The 23,727-nt window shown below is 62.4% G+C and carries 24 protein-coding genes and 3 tRNA genes; 4 read left to right on the top strand and 23 right to left on the bottom strand.

Annotated features, from left to right (window positions below):
- Positions 1-20: 20 nt before the first annotated feature.
- The 6 genes from C2L65_RS04545 to uvrC form a co-directional block, all read right to left on the bottom strand.
- Positions 21-506 carry a GNAT family N-acetyltransferase gene (locus C2L65_RS04545; RefSeq protein WP_042306908.1) on the bottom strand — a complete coding sequence of 162 codons (486 nt, stop codon included), beginning with the start codon at positions 504-506 and terminating at the stop codon, positions 21-23.
- Between the two features lie 90 nt (positions 507-596).
- A tRNA-Cys gene (locus C2L65_RS04540) sits at positions 597-670 on the bottom strand.
- Positions 671-821: 151 nt separating this feature from the next.
- A tRNA-Gly gene (locus C2L65_RS04535) sits at positions 822-897 on the bottom strand.
- A gap of 68 nt (positions 898-965) precedes the next feature.
- Positions 966-1,041, bottom strand: a tRNA-Gly gene (locus C2L65_RS04530).
- Positions 1,042-1,206: 165 nt separating this feature from the next.
- Positions 1,207-1,797: a CDP-diacylglycerol--glycerol-3-phosphate 3-phosphatidyltransferase gene (gene pgsA, locus C2L65_RS04525; RefSeq protein ID WP_007741090.1), complete on the bottom strand. Its 591-nt coding sequence runs from the start codon at positions 1,795-1,797 to the stop codon at positions 1,207-1,209.
- Between the two features lie 110 nt (positions 1,798-1,907).
- The gene (gene uvrC / locus C2L65_RS04520; RefSeq protein WP_042306906.1) at positions 1,908-4,100 is read right to left on the bottom strand and encodes an excinuclease ABC subunit UvrC; all 2,193 of its coding nucleotides are present in this window, start codon (positions 4,098-4,100) and stop codon (positions 1,908-1,910) included.
- Positions 4,101-4,209: 109 nt separating this feature from the next.
- Between uvrC and earP the strand changes: the two genes are divergently transcribed.
- Together earP and efp are read left to right on the top strand one after the other, a co-directional pair.
- Positions 4,210-5,391: an elongation factor P maturation arginine rhamnosyltransferase EarP gene (gene earP / locus C2L65_RS04515; protein ID WP_042306905.1), complete on the top strand. Its 1,182-nt coding sequence runs from the start codon at positions 4,210-4,212 to the stop codon at positions 5,389-5,391.
- A gap of 329 nt (positions 5,392-5,720) precedes the next feature.
- Positions 5,721-6,278, top strand: a complete 558-nt coding sequence (efp, locus tag C2L65_RS04510; RefSeq protein WP_007741081.1) for an elongation factor P — start codon at positions 5,721-5,723, stop codon at positions 6,276-6,278.
- Between the two features lie 45 nt (positions 6,279-6,323).
- Here efp and C2L65_RS45380 read toward each other — a convergent pair whose 3' ends face one another.
- A complete protein-coding gene (locus C2L65_RS45380) occupies positions 6,324-6,497 on the bottom strand; it encodes a hypothetical protein (RefSeq protein ID WP_156132281.1) in 174 nt (57 codons plus the stop codon).
- A gap of 64 nt (positions 6,498-6,561) precedes the next feature.
- Here C2L65_RS45380 and C2L65_RS04505 point away from each other — a divergent pair, with 64 nt between their 5' ends.
- Both C2L65_RS04505 and C2L65_RS04500 read left to right on the top strand, forming a co-directional pair.
- The gene (locus C2L65_RS04505) at positions 6,562-6,768 is read left to right on the top strand and encodes a CsbD family protein (RefSeq protein WP_007741080.1); all 207 of its coding nucleotides are present in this window, start codon (positions 6,562-6,564) and stop codon (positions 6,766-6,768) included.
- 144 nt (positions 6,769-6,912) lie between these two features.
- The gene (locus C2L65_RS04500) at positions 6,913-8,295 is read left to right on the top strand and encodes a sigma-54-dependent transcriptional regulator (protein WP_042306903.1); all 1,383 of its coding nucleotides are present in this window, start codon (positions 6,913-6,915) and stop codon (positions 8,293-8,295) included.
- Between the two features lie 75 nt (positions 8,296-8,370).
- Here the strand turns inward: C2L65_RS04500 and nagZ are convergent, their stop codons facing one another.
- From nagZ to acpP, 16 genes are all read right to left on the bottom strand, one after another.
- Complete coding sequence (gene nagZ / locus C2L65_RS04495) at positions 8,371-9,402, bottom strand: beta-N-acetylhexosaminidase (RefSeq protein WP_042306901.1); 1,032 nt, start codon at positions 9,400-9,402, stop codon at positions 8,371-8,373.
- Between the two features lie 57 nt (positions 9,403-9,459).
- Entirely contained in the window at positions 9,460-9,867 is a 408-nt protein-coding gene (gene acpS / locus C2L65_RS04490; protein WP_042306899.1) for a holo-ACP synthase, read from the bottom strand.
- Between the two features lie 43 nt (positions 9,868-9,910).
- A complete protein-coding gene (gene pdxJ, locus C2L65_RS04485; protein WP_042306898.1) occupies positions 9,911-10,675 on the bottom strand; it encodes a pyridoxine 5'-phosphate synthase in 765 nt (254 codons plus the stop codon).
- Positions 10,672-11,679 carry a DNA repair protein RecO gene (gene recO, locus C2L65_RS04480; protein ID WP_042306960.1) on the bottom strand — a complete coding sequence of 336 codons (1,008 nt, stop codon included), beginning with the start codon at positions 11,677-11,679 and terminating at the stop codon, positions 10,672-10,674. The genes pdxJ and recO overlap by 4 nt, the downstream gene beginning before the upstream one ends.
- Positions 11,666-12,565, bottom strand: a complete 900-nt coding sequence (gene era, locus C2L65_RS04475) for a GTPase Era (protein ID WP_042306896.1) — start codon at positions 12,563-12,565, stop codon at positions 11,666-11,668. The genes recO and era overlap by 14 nt, the downstream gene beginning before the upstream one ends.
- 64 nt (positions 12,566-12,629) lie before the next feature.
- Positions 12,630-13,910: a ribonuclease III gene (gene rnc, locus C2L65_RS04470; protein WP_042306958.1), complete on the bottom strand. Its 1,281-nt coding sequence runs from the start codon at positions 13,908-13,910 to the stop codon at positions 12,630-12,632.
- Between the two features lie 184 nt (positions 13,911-14,094).
- On the bottom strand, positions 14,095-14,988 hold the full coding sequence (gene lepB / locus C2L65_RS04465) for a signal peptidase I (RefSeq protein ID WP_042306894.1): 894 nt from the start codon (positions 14,986-14,988) through the stop codon (positions 14,095-14,097).
- 19 nt (positions 14,989-15,007) lie between these two features.
- On the bottom strand, positions 15,008-16,801 hold the full coding sequence (gene lepA / locus C2L65_RS04460; protein ID WP_042306892.1) for a translation elongation factor 4: 1,794 nt from the start codon (positions 16,799-16,801) through the stop codon (positions 15,008-15,010).
- 186 nt (positions 16,802-16,987) lie between these two features.
- The gene (locus C2L65_RS04455; RefSeq protein WP_042306891.1) at positions 16,988-17,245 is read right to left on the bottom strand and encodes a glutaredoxin family protein; all 258 of its coding nucleotides are present in this window, start codon (positions 17,243-17,245) and stop codon (positions 16,988-16,990) included.
- Positions 17,246-17,262: 17 nt separating this feature from the next.
- Positions 17,263-18,783: a DegQ family serine endoprotease gene (locus C2L65_RS04450; protein ID WP_042306889.1), complete on the bottom strand. Its 1,521-nt coding sequence runs from the start codon at positions 18,781-18,783 to the stop codon at positions 17,263-17,265.
- 19 nt (positions 18,784-18,802) lie between these two features.
- A complete protein-coding gene (locus tag C2L65_RS04445) occupies positions 18,803-19,843 on the bottom strand; it encodes a MucB/RseB C-terminal domain-containing protein (protein WP_042306887.1) in 1,041 nt (346 codons plus the stop codon).
- 4 nt (positions 19,844-19,847) lie between these two features.
- Positions 19,848-20,489 (bottom strand): sigma-E factor negative regulatory protein, encoded by a 642-nt coding sequence (locus C2L65_RS04440; protein ID WP_042306885.1) that lies wholly within the window; start codon positions 20,487-20,489, stop codon positions 19,848-19,850.
- Positions 20,490-20,589: 100 nt separating this feature from the next.
- Positions 20,590-21,189 (bottom strand): RNA polymerase sigma factor RpoE, encoded by a 600-nt coding sequence (gene rpoE, locus C2L65_RS04435; protein WP_007734577.1) that lies wholly within the window; start codon positions 21,187-21,189, stop codon positions 20,590-20,592.
- A 133-nt stretch (positions 21,190-21,322) separates the two neighbouring features.
- Entirely contained in the window at positions 21,323-21,754 is a 432-nt protein-coding gene (locus tag C2L65_RS04430) for a protein YgfX (RefSeq protein WP_233446473.1), read from the bottom strand.
- 58 nt (positions 21,755-21,812) lie between these two features.
- Positions 21,813-23,051, bottom strand: coding sequence for a beta-ketoacyl-ACP synthase II (gene fabF, locus C2L65_RS04425; RefSeq protein ID WP_042306883.1), 1,239 nt, complete (start codon positions 23,049-23,051; stop codon positions 21,813-21,815).
- A gap of 304 nt (positions 23,052-23,355) precedes the next feature.
- Positions 23,356-23,595: an acyl carrier protein gene (gene acpP, locus C2L65_RS04420; RefSeq protein ID WP_004197638.1), complete on the bottom strand. Its 240-nt coding sequence runs from the start codon at positions 23,593-23,595 to the stop codon at positions 23,356-23,358.
- Positions 23,596-23,727: the final 132 nt, after the last annotated feature.

Below are 23,727 nucleotides of genomic sequence, written 5' to 3'. Positions count from 1 at the left end.
AGACATACCAACAGCAAGCGTCAGGCAGAACGCATCCAGATATGCGGGATGCCGTCCTCTTCATGCACGTCTGAAATCGGCTCGAAGCCGAACGCGCCATAGAACGGCTGCAGATGCGCCTGCGCATGCAGACGAATGGGCGTGCTGGGCCACTGCGCATGGATATGGCCGAGCACCGTTTCGAGCATCGCGCTGCCGAGGCCTTGTCCGCGGAAATCGGCCGTCGTCAGCACGCGGCCGATGCGGATATCGGCGTCCTCGTTATCAGGCAGCAGCACGCGCAGATAGCCCGCCAGTTTCGCGCGCGTGCCGGACGGCTGCTGCGAGCCGTACGCGAACAGATGCCATGCGCCGATATCGAGTCCATCGACATCGCCATACAAGCAGTTCTGCTCGATCACGAAGACGGCTGCGCGAGCGGCGAGCATGTCGTAGACCTCGACGTTCGTCAGATCGTCGAAAGCCTTCCAGCGCCATTCGATAGAAGAAGTCTCTTTGCTTTGCATACGTTGCCGTCCAGTCGTGACGTTGCTCGGGCGCGAAACCACGCGCTGAAAAAAGAAAAGCCCCGAAATCTCGGGGCTTTTCTTTGCTTCTGGAGGCGCGAACCGGAGTCGAACCGGTCTAAACGGCTTTGCAGGCCGCTGCATAACCGCTTTGCTATCGCGCCAAAAGCGGACTACCGAACCGTACTTTGTTGCAGTTGCAACGGCTCGCAGATTGTGTGCGATGGCCTGAAAAACACGACATCAGGGCCATCTGCGCTCGACGCTTCTACCGAAGCATCAAACAAAAAGGGAAGCTTGGCTTCCCCCTATGTGTGGAGCGGGAGACGAGTCTCGAACTCGCGACCTCAACCTTGGCAAGGTTGCGCTCTACCAACTGAGCTACTCCCGCATGAACCTGCGCTTTACTGCTTTACAACGCCCTGCTGACTGCTTGCTGCAAAACGCTGCTTCGAAATCTGGAGCGGGAGACGAGTCTCGAACTCGCGACCTCAACCTTGGCAAGGTTGCGCTCTACCAACTGAGCTACTCCCGCGTTTTGCTTCTACTGCTTCCTAGTGTTTCGCGCTGTTTATTAGCAGCGCGTTCACCGGAGAAACGAGATTATGTAGAAGCCGCCGAATCGTGTCAACTCTTTTTGTACGAGAGATTGAAAATTCTACTGACACATCGCGCTGACGCCGCGACATCAACCGCTACGTCACGCCATACCACCGCGCTCGCGGATCTGCGGCCACGCAAGCTTCATGTAGTACAGCATCGACCAGATCGTGAGGAACGCGGCGAGATAGATGAGCCACAAACCCCACACGCGCGTGTCGATCGAGAACACGCCGAGCGATAACGGACCATAGAACAGCAGCATCGGGATCGCGGTCATCTGGCAGGCCGTCTTGAACTTGCCGAGCGAGTTCACCGCGACGCTCTTCGACGCGCCGATCTGCGCCATCCATTCGCGCAGTGCCGAAATCGCAATTTCGCGACCGACGATCACAAGCGCGATCGCCGAATCGAGACGCGACAACTGTACGAGCACGAGCAAGGCGGCTGTCACCATCAGCTTGTCGGCGACGGGATCGAGGAATGCGCCGAACGCGGACGTCTGGTTCCACTTACGCGCGAGAAAACCGTCGAACCAGTCGGTCAGCGCGGCGAGGATGAAAATCGTCGCGGCGGCCAGATTGCGGTGCGCCGGACTCAGCATCATGTCCGGCAAATAGAACACGCCCACGACGAGCGGAATCAACACAATCCGCAGCCACGTCAGGAAGATCGGGAAATTAAACGGCATGGGCAGGCGCTACGTTCTGAGATAAGAGATGCAATTGTGCCGCTTCACCGGGCGAGCCACAAGCAAGGCCCGGGCGCATGGCGCGGCGGCATACGTAGATGCTGACACGTTTAATGCAACTGACGATAAATCTGCTCGGCAAGCGCGCGTGAAATGCCCTCGACGCTAGCGAGATCGTCGATACTCGCCGCCACCACGCCGCGCAAGCCGCCAAAGCGCGCCAGCAGCCGCTGACGCCGCTTCGCGCCGACGCCTTCCAGTTCCTCGAGCCGCGACGTCTGCCGCGTCTTGCCGCGCTTCGCGCGCATGCCCGTGATCGCGAAACGGTGCGCCTCGTCGCGGATCTGCGCGACCAGCATCAGCGCCGCGCTTTCCTTGCCGAGTTCGAGCGACGAGCGGCCATCCGCGAATACGAGCGTCTCGAGGCCAACCTTACGTCCTTCTCCCTTTGCGACGCCGACGAGCATGCCGAGGTCCAGCCCGAGTTCGTTGAATACCTGGCGCGCGATCTCGACCTGCCCTTTGCCGCCGTCGATCAGCACGATGTTCGGCAACAACCCGCCCGCGGCAACGGGTTCTGCGCCCTCCGTTGTAACGGCCGGATCGGCGGCGGCTTCGGGTTGCAGCTCGGCCGCTTCGTCGTTCGCGTTTGCCGCGGCCTGCGCGACCATCTTCTCGTAGCGCCGCGTGAGCACCTGACGCATGGCCGCGTAGTCGTCGCCAGGCGTAATGCCCGTGATGTTGTAACGCCGGTACTCGGACGACTGCATCTTGTGATGGTGATAAACGACGCACGACGCCTGCGTCGCTTCGCCCATCGTATGACTGATGTCGAAGCATTCGATGCGCAGATGCGCGAGGTCTTCGAATTCGAGCGACAACGTGTCGGTAAGCGCGCGCGTACGCGATTGCTGCGAGCCTTGCTCCGACAACAGCCGCGCGAGCGCGATCTTCGCGTTCTGCTCGGCCATCGCGAGCCAGGCGCGCTTCTGGCCTTGCGGCTGGCGCAACAGCGTGACCTTGTGCCCGGCCTGCTCGATCAGCAGATCGACGAGTTCGCGGCTCGCGGGCGCGTGGCTGACCACGAGCACGGGCGGCACGCGATTGCCCAGATAATGCTGGGCAATAAACGCTTCGAGCACTTCCGATTCGATGCCGGGCGTGCGGCGCGGCTTCTTGCCGGTGTCGGCGTCTGCATCCGCGCCAGTAGCGACTTCGGGTTCTTCGCTGCTTTCCTCCGGCGCGTCTTCGTCGACACTCATGACTTCATCGGACTCCTCGCCCAACTCCGCCTCGACATCGATCACGGTCGCAGGCTCAACCGGCACGATTTCATCGCCATCGTCGAAACCGCCCTCTTCCGCTGTCAACGCGCTTTCGACATGCGTCGGGAAATACGCCTTGTCGCCGAGATGCCGGCCGCCGCGCACCATCGCGAGGTTCACGCACACGCGGCCGCCAAGCGCGACGACGGCCAGAATGTCGACGTCACTCTCGCCGCCCACTTCGATGGCCTGCTGATGCAGCACCGTCGACAGCGAACTCATCTGATTGCGCACAGCCGCTGCCTGCTCGAACTTCAGCTCGCTCGCGAAAGCGTGCATCTTCTGCTCGAGTTCGTTCATCACCTCCGACTGACGTCCGAGCAGGAAGCGCGACGCGTTCGACACATCGCGTGCGTAGTCTTCTTCGCTGATCGCGGCGACGCATGGGGCCGTGCATCGTCCGATCTGATGCAGGAGGCACGGCCGCGTGCGGTTGTTGAACACGGAGTCTTCGCAGGTGCGCAACTGGAATACACGCTGCAGGATCTGAATGCTCTCACGCACTGCCCACGCGCTCGGGAACGGTCCGAAGTACTGGTTCTTCTTGTCGACCGAACCGCGGTAATACGCCATGCGCGGAAACTGATGGCCCGTGAGCTTCAGATACGGATATGACTTGTCGTCGCGAAACAGGATGTTGTAGCGCGGCGCCAAAGCCTTGATCAGATTGTTCTCGAGCAACAGCGCTTCGGCTTCGGAACGCGTGACCGTCGTTTCGATCTTCGCGATCCGCGTGACCATCATCGCGATGCGCGGCGACAGCAGCGTCTTCGTGAAGTAGCTCGACACGCGTTTCTTCAGATCGCGCGCCTTGCCCACGTACAGCACCGCGCCCTGTGCATCGTAATAGCGATAGACGCCCGGCATGTGCGGCAACTGGCGCAACACCTTCTTCGGGTCGAAGTCTTCGGCGACGACTTCGGGCACGCCGGGCTTCGCGACGGAACCGGCTGCGGGAGTGGGATCGGATCGGGTCATGCAGAATCGGATTGGACGCCGCGTACGCACGGCGCGTCATGTGGGTGATGTGCTTTAGAATCGCCAGTTTAGAACATTCCGCTCACGCCCGAACCCAGGCGCCGCCATCATGTCTTCCGCTCCCCCTCAAGCGTTGCAGCCGTCGACGATCGCGTGCGACATTTTCTGCGCGGTGATCGACAACTTCGGCGACATCGGCGTCTGTTGGCGGCTCGCGCGGCAACTCGCGAGCGAGCATGGCTGGCAGGTGCGCGTCTTCGTCGATGATCTGCATGCGTTTCACAAGCTCAATGCATCCGTCGATGTGAAAAGCGCGCGACAGACGGTGGACGGCATCGTCGTCGAGCACTGGCACGAACCGGCGCACGCTGGCGATACCCTGCAGGTGGCGGACGTCGTGATCGAAGCGTTCGCATGCGAGCTGCCGCACGTGTATGTGGGGGCGATGGCGCGGCGCGAGCGCGTGCCCGTCTGGTTCAACCTCGAGTATCTGAGCGGCGAGGACTGGGTCGCGGACTTTCATTTGCGGCCGTCGCCGCATCCGCGTCACGCGTTGAACAAAACGTTCTTCTTCCCGGGGCTCGGCAAGGGCACGGGCGGCGTGCTGAAGGAGCGCGATCTCGACACGCGACGCGCCGCCTTCGAAGCGTCACCCGACGTGCGCGCCGCCTGGTGGCAAGCGACGACAGGCAGCGCGCCGCCATCCAGGGACGCCACCGTCGTCTCGCTGTTCGCCTACGAGAACCCTGCCGTCGACAGCCTGCTCGAGCAATGGCGCGACGCCGAACGCGAAGTCGTGCTGCTCGTGCCCGAAGGCCGCATTTCGGGCGCCGTTGCGCGGTTTTTCGGCCTGCCGTCGTTCGCGGGGGGCACGCATACGTCGCGCGGCAGCCTGCGCGCGCACGCGCTCGCGTTCACCGACCAGCCCGGCTACGACGAACTGCTGTGGGCGAGCGACATCAATTTCGTACGCGGCGAGGATTCGTTCGTGCGCGCGCAATGGGCCGCACGGCCGTTTGTCTGGCACATCTACCCGCAGGCCGATGACGCCCATCTGCCGAAGCTCGACGCCGCCCTCGCGCACTACGCGCACGGCCTTCCCGCCGCCGCCCGCGCTGCGCTCGGCCGTTTCTGGCATGCATGGAACGGCAACGGCACGCCCGACTGGGCCGAACTGCAACGCCACCGTCAGCTGCTCGACGCACGCGCAGCCGACTGGGCTCGCGAACTCGCGTCGATCGGCGATCTCGCCGGAAATCTAGCCGGATTCGCAAAAAGTCAGTTAAAATAAGCGGTTATCCAACGGCCGACGACGCAAGCGCGGCACGGCGGCCAGACCGGCGGCGGATCGAAAGTCTGCCTTCACGGCTGTGTCAGCCAGTGTCACACGCGTACGCGCCCGCTTCGGGTAAAAGAAGCAGACGGACGAAGCACGGAACAAGGCGTCAGGGAACATCGGCGCCACTCCGGCAAGCACCGGCCCCGCTCACCGCGCACTCCAGCTCGATCTGCCTTCAGGCTGCTGAACGAGATGTCAAGCGCGCGCCGGGCGCCGAACCCGCTTACGCCGTATGCCGTTGAGCAAAAGTTGAAGCACCTTATTTCGTACAGGACAGTTTTATGAAGATCGCTCAAGAACTCCGCACCGGCAACGTGGTGATGATCGGCACCGACGCGATGGTCGTGCAGAAGGCCGAATACAACAAGTCGGGCCGTAACTCCGCCGTCGTCAAGATGAAGTTCAAGAACCTGCTGACGGGCGCGGGCATGGAAAGCGTGTACAAGGCGGACGACAAGTTCGACGTCGTCTTGCTGGACCGCAAGGAAGTCACGTATTCGTACTTCGCCGACCCGATGTACGTGTTCATGGACGCGGACTACAACCAGTTCGAAGTCGAAGCCGAAATGATGGGCGACGCGCTGAACTACCTCGAAGACGGCATGGCTTGCGAAGTCGTGTTCTACAACGAGAAGGCAATCTCGGTCGAACTGCCGACCACGCTGGTCCGCGAAATCATCTACACGGAACCGGCTGTCAAGGGCGATACGTCGTCGGGCAAGGTGCTCAAGACGGCCAAGCTGAACACCGGCTTCGAACTGCAAGTGCCGCTCTTCTGCAACATCGGCGACAAGATCGAAATCGACACGCGTACCAACGAATATCGCAGCCGCGCATAAATTTGAATCGCGCCGCATTGCATTCGTCTTAAGCCCTGAGTCAACTCAGGGTTTTTGAATTAAAAAGCGCCCTTCGGGGCGCTTTTTCTTTTTTTCGCGACCGTGTATGGTGGTGGAAAACTTTACCGGCCAGTCATGCAATTTTGCCAGGTCGGCTCGCGCGGCCGGTGTTTTTAGCCCGCGCTCACGTCGGTTTTTCAGGAAAGTCCGGTTGGGCACGCCTTCTGCTTACGGAATAGTTCAGGCCTATAAGGCTTTCGTACATTCGAAAACGGGAGGTTTCATGAACAACGATATCGCTGAAGGCAAGTGGAAACAGATGATCGGCAAGGCGAAAACCGCGTGGGGCGAACTCACGGACGACGAACTGACCAAGGCGGAAGGCCGCGCCGACAAGCTGGCGGGTCTGATCCAGGAACGCTATGGCAAGACCCGCGACGAAGCGGAACTCGAAGTGCGCCGTTTCTTCGACAGCAACCGGCCTTTCTGATCGGGGTCGCGTCCAGCCCGCCACGTCTACCGGGAGGGAGCATTGGCCGCTTCAAGCTCACTCATCAAGCGTCCGTGCGTGCGGCGCCGCCTACGGCGAGCCGCGTGCGTCGGGCATCCGTCCATCTGAACAGTTGCGCTCGATATGCCACATGCCCTGATTGTCGAAGACGATCCTAATAGCCTGTCAGGCCTGTCCGCGATTCTCGCCGCCGACGGTTTCTCCGTCGACACCGCGATCACGCTCTCCGAAGCACGCGCAGCCCTGACACGCTTCATCCCCGACGTCGTGCTGGTCGACCTGAATCTGCCCGACGGCGGCGGCCTCGACCTGCTCCAGCATCTGCCCGCGCAGCCGCCCGGCGGCGCGTTGCCCGTGATCGTGATGACGGGCAATGCGACGGTCGAAAGCGCGATCGAAGGCTTGCGCCATGGCATCTGGGACTACCTGCTCAAGCCTGTCAACATTCCACGCCTGCGCAGCCTGCTGGCGCGCATTCCGCGTCCGTACGAACTCACCGAGGAAGTACAGACGCTGCGTGCCAAGCTGCGCCGCATGGGCCGCTTTGGGCCGATGATCGGTCGCAGCGGCGCGATCCAGCATGTCTACGATTCGATCGAGCACGTCGCGCCGACAGAAGCGGCCGTGCTGATTTCGGGCGAAGCGGGCACCGGCAAGGAAGTCGCCGCGCGCACGCTGCACGAGATGAGCCGGCGCCGCAAAGGCCCGTTCGTCGTGCTCGACTGCCGCTCGGCGCAAGCCGTCGCGGGCGGCCGGCCGCTCGACAGTCTGCTGTTCGGCCACGAACGTGGCGCGTTCGGCGGCGCGGAGCAACGCGAGCCCGGTCTCTTCGAACAGGCGAGCGGCGGCACGCTCTTCATCGACGAGATCACGATGCTGCCGCGCGCGCAGCAGGAAGCGTTGCTGAGCGCGCTCGATTCGCAGACGTTCATGCGCGTCGGCGGCACGAATCAGGTGGCGACCGATTTCCGGCTGATCGCATCGACACGTAAGGCACCGCGCTCGGCTGTCGCCGAAGGCACGCTGCATCAGGATCTCGGCTTGCGCCTTGAAGCGGCCGCGCTGTCGTTGCCGCCGCTGCGCGAGCGCGGCGAAGACCCTGCTCTCTTCGCGCAGGCGCTCGTCGACGAACTGAACGACGAAGCCAACGCGCGCGGTGTCGCGGATGCGACCAAGCTGGTCGGGCCGAATTTCGTCCGCGAATGTCTGGCGTATGAATGGCCGGGCAACGTGCGCGAGTTGCAGGACCGCGTGCGGCGCGCGTATCACGCATCCGGCGACGTGCTGGAGACGCTGCGCGCCGACGAAGGCAACGGCGCAGGCGGCCGCGATCTGAACGGGGGCCGCGTGCAGGTCACCGTCGGCACGCCGCTCGCCGATGTCGAGGAAATGCTGATTCGCGCGACGCTCGATGCCGTCGGCGGCACGCGGCATCGCGCGGCGTCACTGCTCGGCATCAGTCCGAAGACGCTGTACAACAAACTGCAGCGCATGCGTCTGAACTGAAGTCGCGCGTCACAAAAGCAAAAGGACGGGCTCCCATTGGACCCGTCCTTTTTTATTTCGACCGCGAAGCGAAGATCAGCCCGCGAACGCCTCGCGCAGCAACGCCTGCGCCTGCTGATACTGCGGCTCCTCCATCAACTGCGTCCACGACAGCGCGTCGCCGCGCGGCCGCATCCGTTCGAGACGCTGCCTCGATTCTTCCGACGGCATGAAGCGCAGCGCGTCGAGCACCTTGCCTGCCTCGTCGGGCTGATTGCAGATCAGCACCATGTCGATACCGGCTTCGAGCGCGGCCGTCGCGGCTTGCGTCAGCGTGCCGCCCTGGCGCGCCGCTTCCATCGACAGATCGTCGCTGAAAATCGCGCCTTCGAAGCCGAGCTTCGTGCGCAGAATGTCCTGAATCCACACGCGCGAGAAACCCGCCGGCTTGCTGTCGACCTTCGGATAAATCACGTGTCCCGGCAGCACCGACGCGAGCGACAAGCCGAGCCAATCGTACGGCGTGACGTCTTCGCCGAGAATCTCATCGAGCGTGCGTTCGTCGACGGGCACGGCGACGTGTGAATCCGCCGACGCAAACCCGTGTCCCGGAAAATGCTTGCCGCAGTTCGCCATGCCCGCAAGCGCGAGACCGTGATTGAGGCTCTTCGCAAGCATCGTCACGACGCGCGGATCGCGATGGAATGCGCGGTCGCCGATCACCTGCGAGTTTCCATAGTTCAGATCGAGCACGGGCGTGAAGCTCATGTCGATACCGCACGCGCGCAACTCGGACGCGAGCACGTAACCAACGGCCGTCGTCACCTTGGTCGCGCGCAGTACGTCTTCATCCCACAACGCGCCGAGCTTGCCCATCGCGGGCAACACTGTGAAGCCGTCAGTGCGAAAGCGCTGCACGCGGCCGCCTTCGTGATCGACGGCGATCAGCAGATCTTCGCGTATGTTTCGGATCGCGTCCGTCAGCGCGACGAGTTGCGCGCGGCTCTCGAAGTGGCGCGCGAACAGGATCACGCCGCCCGTCATCGGATGTGCGAGGCGGCGCTCGTCGTCGGCGTTCAAGGTCTTGCCGACGACGTCGAGCATCACCGGGCCAGGAGTCAGTTTCATCGGGTTCGTGAAGGAAAAGGAAGAACGCGGCGCCGTTTTTGCGCCGCGTCGAAAGAATCAGGCGGAAGGGTTAGCAGTCTCGGCAATCACGAACGACACGGCGTAATCGCGCTCATCGGACAAAGTCACTTGCGACGTGATCCCGCGCTCGGCGAGCCAGTCGGCGAGCTCGCCCGACGCGACGCACATCGGACGGCCACTCGGTTCGTTCAGCGTCTGCAACGCGCGCCACGTCATCGGCCAGCGCATGCCGAGTCCGATCGCTTTCGAGAACGCTTCCTTTACGGAGAAACGCGTCGCGAGAAACGCGAGGCCACGCACTTGCGAGCGTGCGTTGCGCGCGTGATAGATGCGCAACTCATCGGGGCCGAGCACTTTCTCGGCGAAGCGTCCGTTAGTGCGCTGCATCACCGCCGCGACGCGGCTTACCTGAACGACGTCGGTGCCAATGCCGTAGATCGCCATACGTGTACCGTCGCTATCCGTTTATCAGTGTTGCCGTGTCTGGTTAAGCACGCGCTGCGAGACGCGCGGCGACCATGATCGCCTTCATCTCGCGCACGGCGTTGTCCCAGCCCGCGAAGATCGCGTGCGCAACGATCGCGTGGCCGATGTTCAGTTCGACGATGCCTTCGATCGCCGCAATCTGCTGCACGTTCGTGTAATGCAGGCCGTGACCCGCGTTGACCTTCAGCCCCAGCGACGCGCCGAACTCCACGCCGCGTACGATGCGCTCGTACTCGCGCTGCTGTTCGCTCGCGTCATGCACTTCCGCGTAAGCGCCCGTGTGCAGTTCGATCACGGGCGCGCCCGCTTCGTGCGCGGCGCGAATCTGCGTTTCGTCGGCATCGATGAAGAGCGACACGCGCGAGCCGGCGTCAGCCAGTTGCTTGCAAGCGGCACGCACTGCCTCGAAGTGCCCGACCACGTCGAGGCCACCTTCCGTCGTCAGTTCCTGACGCTTTTCCGGCACCAGACACACGTCGTGCGGCTGCACTTCGCACGCGATGTCGAGCATTTCCTGCGTCACCGCGCATTCGAGGTTCATGCGCGTCTTCAGTTGCGAGCGCAGCGCGCGCACGTCGGCATCGACGATATGGCGGCGGTCTTCGCGCAGATGCAGCGTGATTGCATCGGCGCCCGCCTCTTCAGCCTGCAACGCGGCGCGGATCGGATCGGGATAGGACGTGCCGCGCACGTTGCGCAGCGTGGCGACGTGATCGATGTTCACGCCGAGATCGATCACAGTCGGTGAAGTCAGAAAGAAGCTCATAGATTCTGCAGGTCGATCAGGATCTGGCGGGTTGCGAGCGGCGTGCCGCCCAGATAGGTGTTGAGCAAAAAGCGCATCAGCGTCTTGCTTTGCGCGACGGTCTGCGCTCGATGGTAATCGTCCTGCTCCATGTCGAGCAAGGTCTGTCCGCTGATCACAGGCCAGTTCGAAGGATACTCGCCGGATGCTTCGCGTACGCCGCGCTCGGGATCGAACACGTACCGGCCTTCAGGCACCACGGCCTTGCGCGCCACCGTGCGGTTGAGCGACATCGCGTAGCCGGTTTCGCGCAGCAACACGCGCTCGAACGAGCGCAGCACCTGCACGGGCGGCTCGTCGTGCGCAAGGCGCGTCAGCGTGACGACGTAGTGATGGAACAGTTGGGGATGCGGATCTTCGCGCGCGAGAAACTTGACGAGCAATTCGTTCACGTAGAAGCCGCACAGCAGCGCGTCGCCACCGAGCGGCAACATGCCGCCAACCCACTCGGCGCCCGTCAGCGTACGCATTTCCGATTTGCCGGACCATGCGAGCGACAATGGCTGGAACGTCTGCAGCACGCCGCGCAGCGCGGAATGCGGACGCTTCGCACCCTTCGCGACGAGCGCAATGCGGCCGTGATCGCGCGACAGCACGTCGACGATCAGGCTCGTTTCGCGATACGGATAGCTATGCAGCACGAACGCGGGCTGCTCGGAGATGCGGAAGTCGGAAGCTGGCGCACGCGGCACGCGCGACGTCGAACGACGGCCCGAGGTCTTGCGCAGCGCGGCTTCGGCGTGATCGCCGCCTTCGCCGAAGTCATCGCCGTCCTGGCGCGGTGCGCTGCGTTTCGTCGAACGTGCGGGACGCGCCGGCTTTGCGCGTGGCGGCGGCGCGAACGAGGCCGGCTGCTCGTCGTGAGCGGGGGCGTCGTCAGGATCGGCGTCAGGGTGAGTTTCGTTCGGCGGCGTCATCCACGCGTCAGATTGGGTGTCCGGTGCGCCGTCGTCATTCGTAACCATAGGCGCGGAGTCCGGCTTCATTGTCGGCCCAGCCACTCTTCACCTTGATGAACGTCTCGAGATACACGGGGCCGTCGAACAGCTTCTCCATGTCGAGGCGCGCTTCCGTGCTGATCTGCTTCAGCTTCGCGCCCTTCTGGCCGATGATCATCGCCTTGTGCATATCGCGCTCGACGAGGATCGTCGCGAAAATGCGGCGCAGACGCCCTTCCGTCTCGAACTTGTCGATGAGCACCGTGCTCGTGTACGGCAGTTCGTCGCCCGTCCAGCGGAACACTTTCTCGCGCAGAATTTCGGCGGCGAGAAAACGCTCGCTGCGATCGGTCAGATCGTCTTCGCCGTAGATCGGCTGGCCTTCGGGCAGATAGGGCTTGACGGTCGCCAGCAGGCGCTTGATGTCGTCGGGATTCTTCGCCGACAGCGGAACGATCTCCCGGAACTCGCGCAGCGCGCTCATCTGCTGCATGAACGGGAACAGCGAATCCTTGTCGTTCACGCGGTCGAGTTTATTCGCGATGAGCAGCGTCGGCGCGGACTTCGGGATCAGATCCAGCACCTTCTGGTCGTCGGGACCGAAGCGGCCGGCTTCGATCACGAACAGCACGGCATCGACAGACGACAGCGTCGACGTGACCGCGCGATTCAGCGAACGGTTCAGCGCGGTGCTGTGACGCGTCTGAAAGCCAGGCGTGTCGACAAAAATGTACTGCGCGTCGTCGATCGTGTTGATGCCCGTGATGCGGTGGCGGGTCGTCTGCGCCTTGCGCGACGTGATGCTGACTTTCTGGCCGACCAGCGCGTTCATCAACGTCGACTTGCCGACGTTCGGGCGGCCGACGATTGCGACCATGCCGCAGCGAAAACCAGTGGGAGTGGGAGCGTTCATATTCGTACTACGGCAGGTTCGTGCGGACGCGCGTCAGATCGAGCGCGTCCACGTCGGATAGCGTTCAATGACCGGCATCGGCCACGCGGGTATGCACCGCGCCGGCGACGCCGGGTTCGAGATCGCCCGCGCTTGCGCCGGGAGCGGCCTCGCGGGCGCGCGACGCGGTCTTGTCCGCGCCGCGAGTGTTAGTGTCGGGTTTTTCGGCGGGCTTTTCCGCAGATTTGTCGGCGGGTTTGTCCGACGCCTTGTCAGCCGGTTTTTCGACAGGCTTCTCGGACGTCTTTTCCGCTGCACGCGCCGGCGTATCGGGCTTGTCCTGATTCTGGCGCTCTGCCGGACGGTCGGCCAGTTTCAGTACCGTCTCCGGTTTGTCTGCCACGCGCGTGGCGCGCTCGGTCTTGTCGCCGCCCGCGGATTCCTGGCTGTACTCGACATGCGCCGCGCGTATGACCGCGAGCGGCGCCGCCGCAGCCACCTGTCCCGCCGACGGTACCTCGGGTGTCACCAGCTTCGCCTCGGCGGCGCGTGACGCTCGGTCGGACCTGCGCGTATCGGGCGCGCGCAGATCGAGCGCCGCCTGAACGCCTGTCACGCCCGGCACGATTTCGGACTCGGCCTGCTTGGCGGCGCGCGCGCTCTTCGAGCGCTTCGGCTTGGCCACCATGGCGGGCGCCGCCGCCATCACCTCGTCGAGCGCCTTCTTTGCCGCGGCCTGCTCGGCGGCACGGCGGCTCGCGCCAGAACCGGAGACCTTCACATCCAGTTTCGGCACGGTGCATTCGACTTCGAACTGCTGATTGTGCGCCGCACCATGCGTGGCGACCACGGTGTAGGTAGGCAGCGGAATCTTGTGGCCCTGCAGATACTCTTGCAGCAAGGTCTTGGCATCCTTGCCGAGGGTGCGCGGGTCGATGTGATCGAGAATCGGCACGTACAGGCGCTTGATGACCGTCTGCGCCGCCTCGAACCCGCTATCAAGAAAGATCGCGCCCAGAATGGCTTCCAGCGTGTCAGCGAGAATGGACGGGCGACGGAAACCGCCGCTGCGCAATTCGCCTTCGCCGAGCCGCAGGCTCTCGGAAATATTCAGGGCCTGAGCAATCTCGTACAGCGACTGTTGTTTGACCAGATTCGCGCGAACGCGGGACAGATCACCCTCGTCCAGTTTCCCGAAACGTTGGAACAAAAGCGCAGCCACCGCGCAGTTCAGAACGGAGTCGCCGAGAAATTCCAGCCGCTCGTTATGCGTGGCACTGTGACTGCGGTGAGTTAAAGCCTGACGCAACAATTCCGCATTGCGAAATTCGTAGCGCAAACGGCTTTCCAACGGAGATAGGGGCATGTGCAGAGTATAACGCGGGCGCACCACGGGGCGGAGAGTGCGAGTCTGGCAGCCCCGGCGCCGAAAAAGCGTGTTGTAGCGACGTTACCGCGCGTTGTTAAAGTAGCGTGATAACACGTCGCGCTCGATGCGCGACGTGTTGCGCGGGTTCAGCGCGCATCGTCTTGCGATGCGTGAGTGGCGATCAATGGAAGCCGCCGATGCGTTTCAAATTGCTGAAGTTCATCCAGATGAAGAACGCGCGACCGACGATGTTCTTGTCCGGCGCGAAGCCCCAGTAGCGGCTGTCGGCACTGTTGTCGCGGTTGTCACCCATCATGAAGTAGTTGCCCGGCGGCACCTTGCACGTGACACCGCGTGCGTCGTACTTGCAGTTATCGCGATAAGGGAAGTCTTCCGCGCCGACAATGAACGGCGGCACAGCCGGGTTATTGAGAATGCGGTTCTTGCGCCCGTCGAGGTCTTCTTCGAACTGCTTCGCGTAGCCGATGCGCTCTTCATCGAAGTAATCGGGCAGCGCCGTCTCGGGCACGGGCTTGCCGTTGATCGTGAGCTGCTTGTCCTCGTACGAGACGACGTCGCCAGGCAGGCCGATCACGCGCTTGATGTAGTCGACCGATTCGTCCTTCGGGTAACGGAACACAACGACATCGCCACGTTGCAGCGGACGGCCTTCCGTAACCTTCGTATTCGTGATGGGCAGACGGATGCCGTAGTCGAACTTGTTGACGAGGATGAAGTCGCCGACGAGCAGCGTCGGCACCATCGAACCCGACGGAATCTTGAACGGCTCGACGACGAACGAACGCACGACGAACACGACGAGAATCACCGGGAAAAAACTCGCCGTGTATTCAAGCCACCACGGCTGGCGAAGCTTTTCGTCACGCAGGCGCGCGCGTGTGGCGGGCGCATTCTCATCGGCGAAGCGCTCGCCGACGCGCGCCTGCTGATTGTCGAACTCGGCGACGGCGGCTTCCGCCGCGCGGCGCCGCTTTGGCAGGAAAACCAGTTTGTCCGCGACCCATGCCACGCCCGTAATGATCACGAGCACAAAAAGAATCAGCGCAAAATTCATAAGGTTCCAGTTCTTAGTCTTATTTGTCTTCGACGCGCAGAATCGCGAGGAAAGCTTCTTGCGGAATCTCGACGGAGCCGACCTGCTTCATCCGCTTCTTACCTTCCTTCTGCTTTTCCAACAGCTTCTTCTTACGCGTAATGTCGCCGCCGTAGCACTTTGCCAGAACGTTCTTACGAAGTGCTTTGATGTTCTCGCGCGCAATGATGTGCGCACCGATGGTTGCCTGAATGGCGACGTCATACATCTGACGCGGAATGATTTCACGCATCTTCGCAGCGACTTCGCGGCCGCGATATTGGCTCTGCGAACGGTGAACGATCACCGACAACGCGTCGACCTTGTCGCCGTTGATCAGCATGTCGACCTTCACGACGTCCGACGCGCGATATTCCTTGAACTCATAGTCCATCGACGCGTAGCCGCGCGACACCGACTTCAACCGGTCAAAGAAGTCGAGCACGATTTCGCCCATCGGGATTTCGTACGTCAACTGCACCTGGCGGCCGTGATACTGCATGTTGATCTGTGAACCGCGCTTTTGCGTACACAGCGTGATCACCGAGCCGACATAATCTTGCGGCATGTACAGGTTCACGGTGACGATAGGCTCGCGCACTTCTTCGATCTTCGACGGGTCCGGCATCTTCGCCGGATTCTCGACCGTCATGATCGAGCCGTCACGCTGCACGACTTCATAGACCACGGTCGGCGCGGTGGTGATCAGGTCCATGTCGAACTCGCGCTCGAGACGCTCCTGGACGATCTCCATGTGCAACAGACCAAGGAAGCCGCAACGGAAACCGAAGCCGAGAGCCTGAGACACTTCCGGCTCGTACATCAGCGATGCGTCGTTGAGCTTGAGTTTTTCCAGCGATTCGCGCAGCGCGTCGTACTGGTTCGCTTCAACGGGGTAGAGACCGGCGAACACCTGCGGCTTCACTTCCTTGAAGCCGGGCAGCGGTTCGGCCGCGGGACGCTTGACGATGGTGACGGTGTCACCGACCTTCGCCGCCGTCAGTTCCTTGATGCCGGCGATGATGAAACCCACCTGCCCTGCCGACAGTTCTTCCAGATTCTTCGATTTCGGCGTGAACACGCCGACGTGTTCGACGGGATATTCCGCGCCCGTCGCCATCATCCGGATCTTGTCTTTCGGACGCAGCGTACCGTTGACGATACGCACCAGCATCACGACGCCGACGTAGTTATCGAACCACGAGTCGATGATCAGCGCCTGCAGCGGCTCGTCCGGGCTGCCCTTCGGCGGCGGCACTTTCGCGATCAGCGCTTCGAGCACATCCTGGACGCCCAAGCCCGTCTTCGCGCTGCAATGCGTCGCGTCGGTGGCGTCGATGCCGATGACATCTTCGATCTCGGTGATTGCGTTTTCGGGGTTCGCGGCCGGCAGGTCGATCTTGTTGAGCACGGGCACAACTTCCACGCCAAGTTCGATGGCCGTGTAGCAGTTGGCGACCGTTTGCGCCTCGACGCCCTGACTCGCGTCGACGACCAGCAGCGCGCCTTCACACGCGGAGAGCGAGCGGCTGACCTCGTACGAGAAGTCGACGTGCCCGGGCGTGTCGATCATGTTCAGGTTGTACAGCTTGCCGTCGCGCGCGCGGTACGACAGCGCGGCAGTTTGTGCCTTGATGGTGATGCCACGCTCGCGTTCGAGGTCCATCGAGTCGAGGACCTGCGATTCCATCTCGCGGTCCGACAGACCGCCGCAAAGCTGGATGATGCGATCGGCGAGCGTCGACTTGCCATGGTCGATGTGCGCAATGATCGAAAAGTTACGAATATGATCCATTCAGTGCCGATCAAGCGAAAAAGGCGCGCTCTGACGATAGCGGAGCACGCCTTGTAAGTAAGTGAAAAACCTATCTATTTTAGCCGAAAAGGGGGTCGGCGGGCGGGACTTACGGGTAGCGGGCGTTATTCATGCTATCTGGCCGCCCGCTTTCGGCCTGCAGGTTCGATGGCGCGTCGATTGCGTTCAACGGGGCGGCGTTGCGTGATGCCCCGCCAGCGCCGCACGGACCCGCGCTTCGTCGAGATGGTAATGACACAACTCGACGCCCTCATGAACCAGCACGGGAACCCAATCGTTGTAACGCGCTTCGAGCGAAGGATCGGCGTCGATGTCGATCACTTCGAGTTGCGCGCCGTACTCGGCCAGCAAAGGCGCGAGCGCGGTGCGCATGTCGTCGCAGAGGTGGCACCACGCGCGTCCGTAGAGCGTGAGCGATGCCATCGCGTTGACCACCTTGCTTACTTCTGCGCGCGCGGGCGAACCGGCACGAACTGCGTGTTCTCGCCGCGACGGACCAGCAACGCGACCATCTTCGACGGGTCGAGATGTGCGGTTACTTCGTCGAACTGCTTTGCGCTCGTGACGTCCGTGTCGCCGACACGCAGAATGATGTCGCCGCGCTGCAGGCCGACACGCGCGGCCGGACCGTCGACGGCGTCGACCTGGACGCCGTTGCGCAGCTTGAGCGTCTTCATCTGGTCGGCCGGAATGTCGCTGACGGCCACGCCCAGCGCGTTCGACGCACGCGGCTTCGGCGTCGGCGCCTTTTTCGGGTCGACCTTCGCCGTCTTGTCAGGCTGCATTTCGGCCACGGTCACAGGCAATTCGCGCGTCTGGCCCTTGCGCCACAGCGTGATCGTCGCCTTCGTGCCCGGCTTCGTGTCGCCGACCATGCGCGGCAGGTCCGTCGCCGTATCCACATTGTGACCGTTGAACTTCAGGATGATGTCGCCCGGCTGCACACCAGCTTTATCCGCCGGACCACCGGGCTCGACGCTGCTGACGAGCGCGCCCTGCGCTTTCGGCAGACCGAGCGAATCGGCCACGTCCTTCGTCACTTCGCCGATCGCGACGGCAATCCGGCCACGCGTGACCTTGCCCGACGTTTTCAGCTGCTCGGCCACGCGCATCGCTTCGTCGATGGGAATCGCGAACGAGATGCCCATGAAACCGCCCGTGCGGCTATAAATCTGCGAGTTGATACCAATCACCTCGCCCTGCATGTTGATCAGCGGGCCGCCCGAGTTGCCGGGATTCACCGCGACGTCGGTCTGGATGAACGGCAAATAGTCGCCCGTGTCGCGCCCCTTCGCGCTGACGATGCCCGCCGTCACCGTGTTCTCGAGACCGAACGGTGAACCGATCGCGACGACCCATTCGCCGACGCGCACCTTGTTCGAATCGCCGATCGGCACGGTCGGCAGATTCGTCGCGTTGATCTTCACGACGGCCACGTCCGTGCGGTCGTCGACGCCAATCAGCTTGGCCTTGAACTCGCGCTTGTCGGTGAGCGTGACGTAAATCGTGTCCGCGTCGTCGATCACGTGCGCGTTGGTCATCACGTAGCCATCCGCCGACAGGATGAAGCCCGAGCCGACGCCGCTGTTCTGCTCGGAATCGCTGCCGCCGCTATCCGGCGACTGGTCCTGGTCGTTGTTGCCGCCTCGCGGGGAATTAGGAGAATTCGGCGTACCCGGCGATTGCGGCGACTGCGGGGAGTTAGGCATCGGAATGCCGAAGAAACGCCGGAAAAACTCCGACATGTCGCCGTCGTCCATGCCTGGCGGCAATCCGCGCGTGCTATTGGACACGCGCGCCGTGGTGCGGATGTTGACGACGGCCGGCCCGACCTTGTCGACCAGATCGGTGAAATCGGGCAGATTGGCAGCAGGCGCCGCCGACGCCGCATGCGGCGCGAGGGGCAGGCAAGCCACCAGAACTGCGGCCGCGAAGAATTTGCGCACCGAAAGAATCGTCATGTCGTAGGGGACCGAAGGATTACCTGGAAGGCTTGTATTCTATGGCAGCCGCAAATTGCTGCAACGTGGTCTGAGGCACTTCCCCGAGCAAGGTGATCCAGAAATCGCCGCGCCGCTTGACCAGCACGTGCGTTGCCCCGCTGTTTCCCGCGCCCTCCTTGCGGGTGCTCTTCTCGACCGGCTCGACGAAGATCGAGATCGCGGCGAGACCGTCGGAGAACACCATCTGGTCGACAGGAATGGGCGGATTGGATGGATCGTGCGCCGCCATCGGCCGGCGCAGCTCACGAATCTTGCGGAAACCCGCGACGGGCGACGTGACCTGCCAGCCCTGCGCTTCCATATCGACGGGCTCGACGGGCGGGCGTACCACCGTCCAGCCCGACGTGTTCTTGATGCCGCTGGCGATCGGCGCCTTGTCCACGGGCACACCGATGCGAATCTGCGAAAACGACATCTGCTCGAGCACCTGGCCGCTCGGATCGAGCGTCTGCGCACGTAGCAGCAGCCCCGTTTTCGTATCGGCCCACAGCTTGTACGCGAAGCGGTTCGCGTCTTTCGGATCGAGCTCGATGACCTGGCTGTCGACGCCCGCCACGCGGTCCGTGCCCAGCATCTTCGGCTCGTAGACGGACAGGACCTGCTCGCCGCTCGCCGACATCAGCGCCGGGAACGAGTCCTTGTTTTGCCGTCTTTCGACGACGCACAGATGCCGCTCCGGCACGAACGTGTACAGCTCGTCGTTGTGGCGCAAGATCTTGCGCGGCGCGCCGTCGAGGCTTTCGAGCGATTCGAACTCGCCGTCGTTACGCGTCGCGTAATGGGCAATGCGCGACGACTGCACGAAGTTGCCGCGCTGATAGAGGAACGTGCCTTCGTAGTTCTGCTGCTGCGCAGCCTGATGAACGCGGTTCAACAGTTCCGCCGCGCTGTGCCGGGTGGCAGAGTCGTCGGTTTGCGCGTAGGTGCGCGACGTGGCGGACAACATCACGGCTGCATAGAACAGAAATGCCGGCAGCCGCCCCCAGATAGTCGTTTTTTTCAACCGCAGACTCTGCATCAGACTAGTGGCCCTGCGTGGTCAGAGAAGCCGCGCGGAGCAACGGCATAGAACCCGATACGACGGGCTGAAGGCCGAACTGTTGATGCGCTTCCAGATATTGATCGAGGCTCGCGTCACGGATGATGTTGCCATCCGATACATTGGCTTGAGCGGTGGTCGCGGCGGGCATCGAAGCCATCGCCACGCGCTGCACCGAATCGCCCTGCGGCGCGACCGATGCAACCTGCGTCACGCCCGCGACCGTGCTCACGCCCGAAAGCTGCGGCATCACGATCCACGTCAGCGTCGCCGCGGCAGCGGCCACTGCGAACGCCGGAATGACCCGGCGGCGCAGCGCCAGCAGACGGCGCGTGGCTGGCACGGAAACCGGCGCCAGCACATGCACCTCGCTTTCGAAGCGGGCTGCGAAACCGTTCAGAAACGCGCTGCTCGTTGCCGGGCTGACGGCCAGATCGTCGGAACGCAGTGCGTCGCCGATCAGGTGATAGCACGACCAGGTCGCGCGGTCTTCACGACCCAGCGCGGCCAGAATTGTGTTTGGATGCTCGCCGTCGAGCAGTTCGCCGTCGACAAAAGCAGACAGACGCTCGCCTTGCGAGTTCGCTTGTGCATTCGATTGCATTGGCATCGAAACCGACCCCATGATGCTCCCCATCTTTACAGACACCCCGTAGTGACACCACTTAACCCAGAGACTGCGCCGCTGTCCGCGAGGACCGGCTGGCTGCTGTGTTGAACAGCTGCTACCAGCGCTTGCCTTCGGGTGTGTCAAGCAGCGGACGCAATTTTGCCGCAATGGCCTCGCGAGCGCGGAAAATTCTTGATCTGACGGTGCCGATCGGGCAACCCATCATTTCAGCGATTTCCTCGTAGCTCAGACCTTCAATTTCACGAAGAGTGATGGCGGTGCGCAGTTCTTCCGGTAAAACCGCCATCGCAGCATTGACAGTCTCAGCGATCTGTTTGCTCATCAACATCGACTCGGGCGTGTTGATATCCCTTAGTTGGTCGGCATCCGAGAAAGTTTCAGCTTCTTCTGCATCTGCTTCCGTCGAAGTGGGCGCTCGCCGGCCCTGGGTCGCAAGGTAATTCTTGGCCGTGTTGACGGCAATCCGGTACAACCACGTATAGAACGCGGACTCGCCGCGGAATTGGGGCAGCGCCCGGTATGCCTTGATGAAGGCATCCTGGGCCACATCCTCGACCTCGGCGGGATCCCGCACGAGGCGCGAGATCAGGCGGATGATCTTGCGATGGTACTTGGCGACCAGCAGCTCGAACGCGGCCTTGTCGCCATTCTGGACGCGCTCAACCAGCACCTGATCTATTTCTTTTTCGCTCACCTGATAAATCCGTTAACTTTTGCGCGTGTAGCGGGGCACCATTGTAGCGTCCCCTCCACCGCGGCACGTTACGCCCGTAACAGCCGTTACAGTCTTTACAGCCAAGGCGCCCGGCCCGCGCCGCGAAACCCGCTCAGACGCGCGCGCTGTGCCTCGCCAGCACGGCGATCTCGCGAAAAGCGCCGCGTTCGGCCATGTCCGCCGCGATGAGAAGCCGATGCAGCTTGCCGCCATCTTCCTCGAGCCACAGCATCAGCAGGCTGTCGCTCCACTGGCTGCATCCAACGATACGGCCCTGAGCGCGTAATATTCCCGCCCGATTCCAGACAGACAGTCCTTCCGGCCCGATTTTAAGGGCACCCGGCTGATTGCGCGCATGACGGGCCGCCGACGCCGCCAGAATCGCGAACACCGCCGCGGCATCCACAACCGCCCAGGCAACGCCGAAGCGGGGCGTAATCGTCATGCAGACAGCCGCCACGGCAAAAGCGATAAAAAGTGCCGTCGCCAGATACAACGCGGCGGACCGCCGCAACGCTATGCGCTGCGAGGGTCCGCCGTTCACTGCGGTATCGGAAGCATGCGCCGACGTAGCCGGCAGCGACGCTATCGCCGTCAAATGTTTAGAAGCGCTTGAAAACCAGCGTGCCGTTCGTGCCGCCGAACCCGAACGAGTTCTTCAGCGCGACATCGATCTTCATCTCCCGCGCGGTGTTCGCGCAGTAGTCGAGATCGCATTCCGGGTCCTGGTTGAAGATGTTGATGGTCGGCGGCGACACCTGATGATGCACGGCCAGCACCGTGAACACCGACTCCAAGCCGCCCGCGCCACCCAACAGGTGACCCGTCATCGACTTCGTAGAGTTCACGACGATCTTCTTCGAGTGATCGCCGAATGCGCGCTTGATGCCCGTGGTTTCAGCCAGGTCGCCAAGCGGCGTCGACGTGCCGTGCGCGTTCAGGTAGTTCACCGAGTCAGGGTTAACGCCCGCGTTTTTCATCGCCGCAAGCATGCATCGGCGTGCGCCGTCGCCGTCTTCCAGCGGGGCCGTCATGTGGTACGCGTCGCCGCTCATGCCGTAGCCGCTGACTTCCGCGTAGATCTTCGCGCCGCGCGCCTTCGCGTGTTCGTACTCTTCGAGCACCATCACGCCTGCACCCTCGCCGAGCACGAAACCGTCGCGGTCCTTGTCCCACGGACGGCTCGCCGTCGCCGGATCATCGTTACGCTGCGACAGCGCGCGCGCCGCCGCAAAGCCGCCGATACCCAGCGGCGAAACGGTCGATTCCGCGCCGCCCGCGATCATCACGTCGGCGTCGCCGTATTCGATCAGGCGCGAGGCCTCGCCGATGCAATGCAGACCCGTCGTGCATGCCGTCACCATCGACAGGTTCGGGCCCTTGAGACCGAATTTGATCGACAGATGGCCGGAGATCATGTTGATAATCGACGCAGGCACGAAAAACGGCGAAATACGGCGCGGGCCGCGGTTCAGCAGTTCCGTTTGCGTGACTTCGATCATCGGCAGGCCGCCGATGCCCGAGCCGACCACCACGCCGACACGCTCCGCGTTCTCTTCGGTGATTTCGAGGCCACTGTCCTTCATCGCCTGGAAGCCTGCAGCCACGCCGTAATGGATGAACGTATCCATGTGGCGCGCTTCCTTGGCGGGGATGTAGTCTTCGATATTGAAGCCCTTCACCTCGCCGGCAAAACGCGTGGAGAAGTTCGACGCGTCGAACTTCGTGACGTTGGCGATGCCGGACTTGCCGGCGACCAGATTGGCCCAGCCGTCGGCAACATTATTGCCAACAGGCGAAATAAGCCCCAGGCCTGTAACAACAACACGACGACGGCTCACGGTAACCCCTTTTCCATAGATGACAAAACAAAAGCCACAGCAGCGCACAGGAAAGTGCCCTGTGAGCCCTGTGGCTGTTTAACCTGACGATCGCGCTGACCAGGGCGCTGACGAATACGCTGACCGATGCACTGGCGTCGACGCCAGAACCTGCACCAGTAAGCGCAATGGCGAAAGAGCCGACCTTTGCTGCATCGGCCAGTGCGCCTTGAACGACGCCGTCAGGCTTGCGCGCATGCGCATCGGCATTGACGCCTGCCCTCGTTGCACCGACGTACGGGCAACCGGCCAGGCGCGAATGGCCTTAGGCCTTGACGTTCGCGCGAGCGTAGTCGATCGCTTGCTGAACCGTCGTGATCTTCTCGGCTTCTTCATCCGGAATTTCCATGCCGAATTCGTCTTCGAGAGCCATCACCAGCTCGACCGTGTCGAGCGAGTCAGCGCCGAGGTCGTTCACGAACGATGCTTCGTTCTTGATTTCCGCTTCGGCAACACCGAGTTGTTCTGCAACGATCTTCTTGACGCGCTGTTCGATATTGTCCATTACCCCTCCAAGGGAAAAAAGTTCATAAATACAGGTGCGCGCATTTTATCAGGTTTGCATCTGTAAAAAAGCGACGCACAAGGTTGCTGTAGAGCCGTTTAAATCCGCACTTCGAATGGCTTCAAGGCGCGG

It is taken from the genome of Paraburkholderia terrae (assembly GCF_002902925.1).
Lineage (GTDB): Bacteria > Pseudomonadota > Gammaproteobacteria > Burkholderiales > Burkholderiaceae > Paraburkholderia > Paraburkholderia terrae.
Note: the sequence above shows the minus strand (reverse complement) of the source record. Positions and strands in the feature narration are given on the sequence as shown.

What these genes read in the sequence shown, in the direction of transcription:
- C2L65_RS04545 (WP_042306908.1), bottom strand. Translation starts at nt 506, where the DNA reads ATGCAAAGCAAAGAGACTTCTTCTATCGAATGGCGCTGGAAGGCTTTC.
- pgsA (WP_007741090.1), bottom strand. Translation starts at nt 1,797, where the DNA reads ATGCCGTTTAATTTCCCGATCTTCCTGACGTGGCTGCGGATTGTGTTG.
- uvrC (WP_042306906.1), bottom strand. Translation starts at nt 4,100, where the DNA reads ATGACCCGATCCGATCCCACTCCCGCAGCCGGTTCCGTCGCGAAGCCC.
- earP (WP_042306905.1), top strand. Translation starts at nt 4,210, where the DNA reads ATGTCTTCCGCTCCCCCTCAAGCGTTGCAGCCGTCGACGATCGCGTGC.
- efp (WP_007741081.1), top strand. Translation starts at nt 5,721, where the DNA reads ATGAAGATCGCTCAAGAACTCCGCACCGGCAACGTGGTGATGATCGGC.
- C2L65_RS04505 (WP_007741080.1), top strand. Translation starts at nt 6,562, where the DNA reads ATGAACAACGATATCGCTGAAGGCAAGTGGAAACAGATGATCGGCAAG.
- C2L65_RS04500 (WP_042306903.1), top strand. Translation starts at nt 6,913, where the DNA reads ATGCCACATGCCCTGATTGTCGAAGACGATCCTAATAGCCTGTCAGGC.
- nagZ (WP_042306901.1), bottom strand. Translation starts at nt 9,402, where the DNA reads ATGAAACTGACTCCTGGCCCGGTGATGCTCGACGTCGTCGGCAAGACC.
- acpS (WP_042306899.1), bottom strand. Translation starts at nt 9,867, where the DNA reads ATGGCGATCTACGGCATTGGCACCGACGTCGTTCAGGTAAGCCGCGTC.
- pdxJ (WP_042306898.1), bottom strand. Translation starts at nt 10,675, where the DNA reads ATGAGCTTCTTTCTGACTTCACCGACTGTGATCGATCTCGGCGTGAAC.
- recO (WP_042306960.1), bottom strand. Translation starts at nt 11,679, where the DNA reads ATGGTTACGAATGACGACGGCGCACCGGACACCCAATCTGACGCGTGG.
- era (WP_042306896.1), bottom strand. Translation starts at nt 12,565, where the DNA reads ATGAACGCTCCCACTCCCACTGGTTTTCGCTGCGGCATGGTCGCAATC.
- rnc (WP_042306958.1), bottom strand. Translation starts at nt 13,910, where the DNA reads ATGCCCCTATCTCCGTTGGAAAGCCGTTTGCGCTACGAATTTCGCAAT.
- lepB (WP_042306894.1), bottom strand. Translation starts at nt 14,988, where the DNA reads ATGAATTTTGCGCTGATTCTTTTTGTGCTCGTGATCATTACGGGCGTG.
- lepA (WP_042306892.1), bottom strand. Translation starts at nt 16,801, where the DNA reads ATGGATCATATTCGTAACTTTTCGATCATTGCGCACATCGACCATGGC.
- C2L65_RS04455 (WP_042306891.1), bottom strand. Translation starts at nt 17,245, where the DNA reads ATGGCATCGCTCACGCTCTACGGACGCGCGTGGTGCCACCTCTGCGAC.
- C2L65_RS04450 (WP_042306889.1), bottom strand. Translation starts at nt 18,783, where the DNA reads ATGACGATTCTTTCGGTGCGCAAATTCTTCGCGGCCGCAGTTCTGGTG.
- C2L65_RS04445 (WP_042306887.1), bottom strand. Translation starts at nt 19,843, where the DNA reads ATGCAGAGTCTGCGGTTGAAAAAAACGACTATCTGGGGGCGGCTGCCG.
- C2L65_RS04440 (WP_042306885.1), bottom strand. Translation starts at nt 20,489, where the DNA reads ATGGGGTCGGTTTCGATGCCAATGCAATCGAATGCACAAGCGAACTCG.
- acpP (WP_004197638.1), bottom strand. Translation starts at nt 23,595, where the DNA reads ATGGACAATATCGAACAGCGCGTCAAGAAGATCGTTGCAGAACAACTC.